Consider the following 9,570-nt stretch of genomic DNA (forward strand, 5'->3'; position numbering starts at 1 on the left):
CATATGGAACAATAGTTGCTTTAATTCCTTCATGACTTTCATTACTTTCAATAATTCCCTTTAATCTTGCAAGTTCATAGATAGTTCCATTTTTAGAAACAGAACTAATTCCACCTTCAGAGTTTCCAAACTCTGAACTAAGATTATAATTTCCATATCTACTAGGAAGACCAACAATATTCAAAGATTTATTTTCAGAATTAAACTCCAATTCAGCTTTATTAGAACTAAAACTCTCAGGGATGTAATTCACAGGATTATCCTCGGGATTTTTATCTGTTGGATTTGGGAGAGTTATTGTTTTACTAGAATTCTCATTAAAGTTAATATCTAAATTACTCCAATCTACTTTTGGATTATAATTCGGAATTTCAACACTTGAAACAATATTTGTATCTTTCCCCTCAGAGTTTTTAAAGTTAGCAACAAATTCATAATTTCCTTTTGTTATTTTATCGTCTGAACTATAACTAAAGATTTCAGAATATTCAGAGTTTGTTATGTTTTTAGATAAAATCTTCTCACCATCCTTAACCACATCAAGTTGAATTGCATCAGTATTTTCAAAATTAATTCCATAAGCGATGTTAATACTATCTTCTAAACTTACATTTTGTGAAACAGATGCGTTAGGGGTTTTATCAACATAAATTTTCATTTCTTCTTTCCCAATATCCCCCATCTTATCACTAACCTCTCCATTTACAGTATATTCTCCTGCTTCAGAAAATGAAATCATAGTGTCAATAGGTTCTTTCTTATCAAAATCAATTCCTAATTCTTTTATTTCTAAAGAGTATCTTGCAATATCTGATTTTCCGTCTTCATCTGTTCCATCAACTTTAATTCTTGAATTAAGAGGAGCTTCCCCTTCACGAGGATTTGCAGAAAGGGAAATAACAGGAGGATTGTTTTGAGGTTCAGGAAGTTCGTCGTTTTCTTTTTGGCAGCCGTAAAATAAAAAAGATGCAATCAAAAGAGGTATTGCAACACGCAGGAAAAAAGATGCTGTGGAAATTTTAAAATTCATGAGGCTGAAGTATTACCGGTTTTTGCACACTAAAATTAAGTGTTTGAGTATTAACATGCAAGTTTATTCCCAGTCTAATATAATTTTACCACAATTCCCTTCTTCCATAATTTCGAATGCTTTTTGGTAATCATCGGCAGGAAAGCGGTGGCTGATTACCGGCGTAATATCCAGTCCCGAAGTGAGCATCATTTCCATGTGGTACCAGGTTTCATACATTTCACGGCCATAAATTCCTTTTAATGTTAATCCCTTGAAAATGACGTTATTCCAGTTGATTTGGGTTTTCTGAGGAAGAATTCCCAGCAAGCTGATTTTTCCGCCGTTGTACATGTGGTTTACCATATCGTTAAAAGCTGCAGGCGAACCTGAACATTCCAGCCCTATATCGAAACCGGCCACCATATTGTGCCTGTGCATGGCCTCTTTTATGCTTTCCTTTGTGGGGTCGATTACGCGTGTAGCTCCCATTTTTCGGGCCAAAGCACGGCGGAAGGAACTTAAATCGGTACCGATTACATTGCGTGCCCCGGCAAAACGGCAAATGGCAGCAGCCATAGCGCCAATGGGGCCGCCTATTCCGGTAATTAAAACATCTTCACCCAAAAGCGGAAATGAAAGTGCTGTGTGTGTGGCGTTTCCAAGTGGATCCATGATGGACATAATTTCGTCGGGAATGCTTACATCTATGTGCAAAACATTTTTTGCGGGTACTGAAATGTATTCGGCAAAACCACCATCGCGGTGAACTCCAATACCAATAGTATTATCACAAATGTGCTGCCTGCCACGCCGGCAATTGCGGCAAAATCCGCAGGAAATGTGGCCTTCAACAGTAACCCGCTCCCCTACTTGCACACGGTCAACTTCTGAACCCACTTCAACAACAGTTCCCATGTATTCGTGCCCGATAGTTACAGGAGGTTTAATGGTTTGCTGTGCCCATTCGTCCCACTTGTAAATATGAAGATCGGTACCGCAAATAGCGGCTTTTTTTATTTTGATAAGTACATCGTTAGGTCCAACTTTAGGCATTGGAACATCTTCCATCCAAATACCTTTTTCTGCTTTGCTTTTTACCAGTGCTTTCACTTTTTGTCGTTTTAAAATGTTTCGTATGATTCAGTTTGCAAAATAAAATAATTTTGAGGTTTAAAGAAGAAGGAAAATCAGCATTACAAAAAATCTTTCAAATCGAAATTTTAATAACTTGAAATCGAGTTTTTTAGTTGTTTTCGCTTAGCAGATAACGCTGTGAAATAAATCTGACCGGGTACCACGATGCGATAAACCCGATAAAAAATACAATTCCCAAAATTACCAGGATATCTGAAAAAATAATTTTTACAGGATAGGCCGAAATGATAAAAGACCCTGCCCCGGGCAACCCTATTAATTCGAACTCAATTTGTGCCCAGCAAATTAATATGCCAATTATGGCACCAATTATTGCCCCGAAAAATGAAATCATCCATCCTTCAAAAAGAAAAATCCGGCGGATTAGCGTGGAGTTTGCTCCCATGCTGCGAAGTATGAACAGGTCTTCTTTTTTGTCGATTATGAGCATTGAAAGGCTTCCCAGCATGTTAAACGAGGCAACTACCAAAATAAATACCAGAATGAGGTAAGCCGCCCATTTTTCCGATTCCATGGTTTTGTAAATTAAATCGTGCTGCTGGTATTTGTTTTTCACGTGAAACGATTCACCTAAAATCGATTCAATTTCATTTTGTACCTTTTGGGCATTGGCCTCGGGGTTAAGTCCCAATTCAATGGCTGAAATGTGGTTGTTGCTTTCAAAAAGTTCAGCCGCAAAATTAAAGGGAACAATGATGTATTTTGAGTCGATTTCTTCGAGAACAGAAAAAACGCCCGATGGGTAAATGTAATCGAAGTTGAGCGCACGTGCAGGATTGAGGGCAGTTTGTCTTCCCTTTTTAGGCACAAACAGCCTGATGGGGTCAACAAACGTAAGCCCGATGCCCAAATTATAGGCCACACCCTGGCCTACTACAGCATAACTGATTCCATTGTCATCGAGCAAAAAATCACCGTCAACAATTAGCGTATCAATATTCGTGTATCGGGCAAAATTGTCCGGAACGCCTTTCACTACTGCAACATACTGCTGTTGGTTGTATTTCAGTAAAGCCACTTCTTCAATTACTTCGGCATAGTGAATTACATCGGGCAGTTGTTTTAGTTTCTCGAACCGTTCATCGTCGGTTGTAAACATTTTTCCTTGCCGCGAGGTAATTTTTATATCCGGATCGAAATTACTGAAAAAGGTTTCTATCAGGCTGTTAAAACCATTAAAAACCGACAGGACAATTACCAGCGCCATGGTGCCAACAATAATTCCGGCAACCGAGATTCCTGAAATTATGTTAATAATATTCTGTTTCTTTTTAGAAACGAGGTATCGTTTTGCTATGAATAGTGGTAGATTCAACTTTCTTTTAGGTGTGAAACGATAAATTTTGCCAATTATTTGATCTATTTCCCGAGCAAATCATCAATGTGTTCAATATAATCGAGGCTGTCGTCGATATAAAACTCCAACTCGGGAATTATTCGCACACTTTTTCCGATACGGTGGCCAAGGTCTCCCCTTATTGCTTTGGTATTCAGTTTAATTTCACTTAAAATTTCTTCCGAATATTCCGACGGGAAAATGCTCAGGTAAATACGTGCAATGCTCATGTCTTTGGTTACGCGCACAATTGAAACCGTTATGAGTTTTCCCTGGTATTTTGATTTATTGAGCTGAAGCAGAATATCTGCCATTTCTCGCTGTACAAGCCGGGAGATTTTATTTTGTCTGGTGCTGAATTGTTCCATAGAAGTTATTCTCTTTCTTATTTTGAGCAAAATTAAGGAAAATAGTTCAAAGCGAAGGTGTATATCGGTCAGGATGAAAAGAGTTACCGGCAAATGTTTCCAGGAAATGTAATATCCAGATACGATTTGCTTTTTATCAGAAGGTTAATTCGTGTCTGAAATAAGCCGCGGAATGGCATTTCGAAGGTCTTCGTCAGGTTTAATAATGTTATAATTTTCCCAGAACCCGGGATCATAACCGCTAATCATTTCTACAAAAATATCGCGCCGGGTTAACGATTCTTTTCGCGGGAAACGTTTTAATTCAGTAGGTTGGAGGTCGGTAACCAGCAGTTCGGAAACACTGTGAAACTCGGAGTTGATGTTGTCTTTCCGGCTGCGGATTTTAAATTTTGTGGAAGCCCTGACATTCGAAAGGTGCCACTTTCCCTGGTATTGCCTGTAGTTTACTTCATACTCCACAAACGATGGCCGGGCCTTTACCCCGATTGGTTTTCGTTTTATCAAAATACTGGTGGCTTTTCGCAGTCCGCGCCTGTTGAGCCCAAAGCGGGCATGTACCACGGCAAATGTTTCACGGTGAACATACAATTCGCCCACGTAACCATGAAAATCGGTGCCGCTAACAGGTTTAAATTCAAGCACAAAAACCGGATGGTTGTTGTAGCGGATGACATTGCTGATTTGGTAATCGTAAAAATGACGGGTTTCTTCATCGAGAAAACTTTCAACCGTTTTAATAACATCGAGCTGGGTAATGGTAAACGGACCGCCCTGCAATTTAAAATTTATCCATTTAAAAGGCTGAACATCAGGGCTCTGGCGGGCTTTTACCAGCCTTACCAAATCGGAGCGATAGGTGTTCACATACGGCGCTTTCAGAATTTCCATAACTGCCTCTGAAACATTAATGTAGTCGCCGTCTTGTTTCACGGTTTCGCGGTAAAATGCCGACATCAGTTTGGGGTAGGCACTGTAGTTTTTTTCAATGTTCTCGCTGATATTATCGAGCAGTTTTTCAGGGTCGGTGGAAACTACTTTTACTTCACGGATGCGAATCGATATTGATTCCAGAAGAAAAATATCTTCATCGAGAAACTGGTATGCCGGTTTCAAAATTTGCTGGTGCCCCATGCTCGAAATCACCAGCGTGTCCTGGATATAATCCGGGTGCAGTTTTAGCAGAAAATCGCCGTCGGTGTTGGTGATTGTGCCCACAGGTTCATTTAAAACAGAAACAGAAGCATAAGCTACAGGTTCTTCTTTTTTCTGGTCGAGCACCCTTCCCGTCAGGAAAAAATATTTTACAGGAATGCTGTCGTTTACAACATTCAGTACCGAATCTTTCGGACTGTTATTCTTTGTAATAATTATTTGGTTTTCAAGTTCGTGTAGTTTGAATTCCTGTGGATTGAAAAGTTCAGTGAGAACAGAATAGAGTGATTTTTCAATGGACTGAATCGTGTATTTTTGACTGGCATTAATTTGCGTAGCATCGTAGGAGAAGTAAACCCGGACCTGCCAGCTGATTTGGTCGAGAATATTGCTTAACGGTTGGTTTTCGGCATTTATTGAAACGCGCCGTTCAAAAACAGATCCATCCTGTTGCTGAGCTTTTAAACTGAAAGAAAACAACAGGATGGAGAGTGCTATGCAAATTCGTTTAAGCGGCATTAAAATAGTTTTTTCAACTCGAATGAAGTTTTAAATTCTTCGCCTTCGCGTAAAACTTTCACCCTTATTTTTTTGTTCTCGCGGCTTTGAAGCAACAGGTTAATATCGTTTAATTCCATCGATTTATGGTTGCTCCAGTTCAGCGATAAAATCTGGTCATTCTCTTTGAGGCCGGCAAAATAAGCCGGTGAGTTTTCCCTGATATCAGTAATGGTAAAAATGGGTAACCCGGGCACCGGATTGATAACTTCCATTCCGCTCATATTGTAGTTAAAATCTTCTTTTACGCGGCTGGTTGGGCGCAATGTTAACCGGCTGTTCCGGTAATCGAGCGTTACAATAAACCGGCGCAGGATTTCTGCTCCAAGCGTACCGTTGCGGTCGTTGGTAGATATCAACTGCTCAATGAGTTCTGAATTGGGAAATGCCACAATTGGTTTTGAAAGAATCAGCGGGCCAACCCAGATTCCGTCTATTCTTCCTTTGGTTCCGTACACATTTCCGTTCAACCCTTTACCTAAAAATGTTTCGATGTTTTTTTCCGGTAGGTCAATTCGATCGTCCGATTTCTCAGAAAGCCATAAAGCATCGCTGGCACCGGTGTCAACAAGCAGTTTTACGGGAACTTCCTGAAGGTCTTCGGTAACGATGCTGGTGCGTACAAAAGGCTTGTTATTTTCGAGGTGCAGCGGCATAATAATGTCTTTCCGGCGATCGCGGTACTTGTAATATTCAGGCTTGTACAAGGTAATTTTTTCGGACGGATAATCGATTTTTACGATGTAATCTTTGAAGAGGTTAAATCCGATAAGCCCGTGAACCGGAATTCCCAGCATGTGCGATATCTGGAAGTTTTCATCGATAATCATTTGTACTTCCTGGTTGCGGGCGGTTAACCCGTTCAATTTCATGGTATTATTGCCCGAACGGTAAGCCGTGAGCTCATGTCCTTCGCCTAACCCTTTCACCTGGACCGGCATTAAATAATTCAGGTTCAGCTTGTTAACAAAAGGTAATTCAGTAATAATGGGGAACCGAACTCCGGTGTCGAGAATAAAATTCAGAGTATCCGATTCATTGATGGTCACCGGAATAATAATCAGGTTACTGGCTGTTTTGAAATTAATTGTTATTGACTTGTCAGTTGGATCGTCAAACAAAAAACCACGGTTTGCCGAATGATATTGACGGGAATCCCGGTCGAACTCGATACTTTCATCGAGTGGTACATAATCCCTCACAACCAGAATGTTATCTTCAATTTCAAACAGAAGGTAAAAATCCTGCATCAGTTTTTCCAGCACAAATTTGATGGGTTTGTTCGATACATTCAGGTTCACCTTCTTGTCTGCTACGAGCTTTGAATTATAGGAATAATCTATGTTTAAGTAATTACATATTTTTTCGATGATATCAGACAAAGGTTCATCCTCGGCATAAATACTTATGTTTTGGTCGAGAACCTGTTCTTTGGGCTGCTGGGCAACCGAAACACTGGGGATAAATACAGCAAAAGTCAGCAAAAGTGCAATTGCAAATCCGATTTTTGTTTTCATTGTTTTCATTTCTTTGAAGCTTTAATTGTTATCAATTTCCTGTTTCGACAAAATGTATTGTCCGTTTTTCTCTTCGAGTTCCAAATCAAATGTCAGTTGTATCACGTTTAGAATAAAATCTACCGGTTTTTTATTGAATTCAGCCGTTAAAACCAGGTTGTTTAATTCTTTGTCTGTGAGCTGAATATCTACGCGATATACTTTTTTCAGATGGCTGATTACCTGGTTGAGAGGTGTTTCTTCAAAAACAAGGTTGCGGGTTTTCCAGGCCAGGTAATTGCGGTCGGCATTCACGTTTTTTTCCAGTTTATTGCTTTTTTCTGAAAACGTTCCCTTTTCTCCCGGGGTCAGCAAAAGGCTGTTGGTTTCTTTTGTTGATGTGTTAGTTTTTCTGGTTACCTGTACTTTTCCGGTTTCCACAATTATTTCAACTTTTTCCTGCTCCGGGTAGGCTGATACGTTGAATGATGTCCCAAGCACTTTTACCCGTGCTTCTCCGGCGTTAATTACAAAGGGTTTTTCGGGATTGGATTTCACATCAAAAAAAGCTTCTCCTGTAATGGTAACTTCCCTTACATTGCCTTTAAACCGTTTTGGAAAACTGATTTTTGAATTGCTGTTTAAAGTAACAACCGAGCCATCGGGTAATATATGTTCCTGTAATTCGAGCGTTTCGGGTGGTAAAATTTCAGAATAAATTTCACTCGCCTGATTTTGATTTGCAATGTAATACCCTCCTACTCCAAGTAAAATCGCAACCAGAATTACGGCGGCGTAACGGTAAATTTTCGCAACAATTTCCTTCCTGAAATTAATACGCCGTACCGGTACTGTTTGTGCAGCAACTTTTTGCCACGCTGCCGCTGAATCGTACTGTTTTAGCTTGTAAACCAAATCGGCATTTTCCAGAAGTTGCTTTGTTTTTTCAAGTTCTTCGCGGTTTTCCTCCGACTTGCTTGCCCAAGTTTCCACTTGTTCTGTTTCGGCCGGAGTGGCTTCCCCGGTGAGGTATTTGCCTATTAAATCCCAATCGGGCTTTTCAGATGTAACTTTATTTTTCATTCTTAATTCTGTATGAAATCATGTAAAAGAATCGTGCTAAATATTTTTTGTGGCATGCAAACACATTCGCCTTTCTATTTTAGAAGACAGGCTGAAAAGGAATTACCCTTAAATGAGTTGAAAAAATTTAGATGAAAAACAGGAGGATGCCTGAGTAGTGCTTCAGTTTTTCGCGTAATGTTTTAATGGCCAGGCCCATTTGTGTTTCAACAGTTTTTACCGAGATATTGAGTTTCTCGGCAATTTCGCGGTATTTTAATCCTTGCTGGCGACTTAACCTGAATATTTCCTGTCGTTTTTCCGGTAGCGAGTTAATAGATTCCTCAATTTTGTGGAGCAGCCCAATTTCTGCGTAGTTATTATCGTCGGTTTTCACGGCTTCTGTTTCATGAATAACCTTTTGGGCATATTGATTTTTTATTTGGTTGTGTTGAATATAGTTCAGGCTTTGGTTTTTAACTGCCCTGAAAAGGTAATTTTTCAAGGAGGTGTCAATTTGAATTTTTTCCCGTTTTTCCCAAATCCGCACAAACAGCTCCTGAACGATTTCCTCGGCTTCTGCTTCATTTTTTATAAAATGGGCTGCATGTTGGCATAAAATGCCGTAGTACCGATGAAAAAGGGCTTCAAAGGCTTTTTTGTCGCCTTTCTTTATTTTTTCGAAAAGTATGTAATCTTCTTGCAGGTACATTGTAATTGTTCCATCCTAATGAGTGTACAAGGTAATAAAACAGGTTGATTTTTTGAGCGAATTTTGTTTCAATTAAATGATATGCTGGTTAATAAATCAACAACAAGAATTATACCCCCGATTAAAATGGCGAGTGTAAGTATAGTTGAAACCGGAGAGGAAGATTTATAGGTTTGCCGGTTGATTTGTTTTTCAACCTTTTTGTACTGAAAAAATGCAAAAATTGCCAGGACAACACCGAGAGCCACCATAACAACACCGATAACGGCCGAAGAGCCTTCAGAAATGGCAATATTGGAATCGTCCAGTATTACGGTAATTTCTTTAAGGAAGAGTGCAAACTTAACAATTACAAATCCCAGGCCCATTAAGGCAACGGAAGTGCGTATCCATGCCAGGTATGTGCGTTCGTTTGCAAGGTGTTCGCGTAATTTGGTATCCCTGCTTTCTTCAGTCATTTTAATTGGTGTTTAATTCAAGTCAAAACCGACTAACAAATATAAGAAAATAGATTTTGTCAATTTCTCCGAATTCGTTAATTTTGCACACCATTTTTTCGCAACAGGAAAAGCCCGGATGGCGGAATTGGTAGACCTGTCTGCCGACAGGCAGGCGCGCTTTTTAAAAGGATTAACTTCTAATTCTACTTATACAATTTTTTTTTCAATGTATCACGTTTATGCCATATCGAGTCAGGTCAAAAGGTATATTTATAT

Annotated in this window: 9 protein-coding genes; all 9 read right to left on the bottom strand. The window is 39.5% G+C overall.

Going from position 1 to position 9,570, the window contains the following annotated elements:
* On the bottom strand, positions 1-1,030 hold a 1,030-nt coding region (locus ACTCNA_RS16485), incomplete at its 3' end, for a hypothetical protein (RefSeq protein WP_462949035.1).
* A 63-nt stretch (positions 1,031-1,093) separates the two neighbouring features.
* Positions 1,094-2,122: an L-threonine 3-dehydrogenase gene (tdh, locus tag ACTCNA_RS16490; RefSeq protein WP_462949036.1), complete on the bottom strand. Its 1,029-nt coding sequence runs from the start codon at positions 2,120-2,122 to the stop codon at positions 1,094-1,096.
* Between the two features lie 133 nt (positions 2,123-2,255).
* On the bottom strand, positions 2,256-3,482 hold the full coding sequence (locus ACTCNA_RS16495; RefSeq protein WP_462949037.1) for an ABC transporter permease: 1,227 nt from the start codon (positions 3,480-3,482) through the stop codon (positions 2,256-2,258).
* 44 nt (positions 3,483-3,526) lie between these two features.
* On the bottom strand, positions 3,527-3,871 hold the full coding sequence (gene rbfA, locus ACTCNA_RS16500) for a 30S ribosome-binding factor RbfA (RefSeq protein WP_462949038.1): 345 nt from the start codon (positions 3,869-3,871) through the stop codon (positions 3,527-3,529).
* Positions 3,872-4,015: 144 nt separating this feature from the next.
* Positions 4,016-5,545, bottom strand: coding sequence for a carboxypeptidase-like regulatory domain-containing protein (locus ACTCNA_RS16505; RefSeq protein ID WP_462949039.1), 1,530 nt, complete (start codon positions 5,543-5,545; stop codon positions 4,016-4,018).
* Positions 5,545-7,101 (bottom strand): aspartyl protease family protein, encoded by a 1,557-nt coding sequence (locus ACTCNA_RS16510; RefSeq protein ID WP_462949040.1) that lies wholly within the window; start codon positions 7,099-7,101, stop codon positions 5,545-5,547. The genes ACTCNA_RS16505 and ACTCNA_RS16510 overlap by 1 nt, the downstream gene beginning before the upstream one ends.
* A gap of 21 nt (positions 7,102-7,122) precedes the next feature.
* Positions 7,123-8,163, bottom strand: coding sequence for a FecR family protein (locus ACTCNA_RS16515; RefSeq protein WP_462949041.1), 1,041 nt, complete (start codon positions 8,161-8,163; stop codon positions 7,123-7,125).
* 127 nt (positions 8,164-8,290) lie between these two features.
* Entirely contained in the window at positions 8,291-8,854 is a 564-nt protein-coding gene (locus ACTCNA_RS16520) for an RNA polymerase sigma-70 factor (RefSeq protein WP_462949042.1), read from the bottom strand.
* 68 nt (positions 8,855-8,922) lie between these two features.
* Positions 8,923-9,312 carry a YidH family protein gene (locus ACTCNA_RS16525; RefSeq protein WP_462949043.1) on the bottom strand — a complete coding sequence of 130 codons (390 nt, stop codon included), beginning with the start codon at positions 9,310-9,312 and terminating at the stop codon, positions 8,923-8,925.
* Positions 9,313-9,570 lie beyond the last annotated feature (258 nt).

This window comes from Tangfeifania sp., assembly GCF_055108615.1.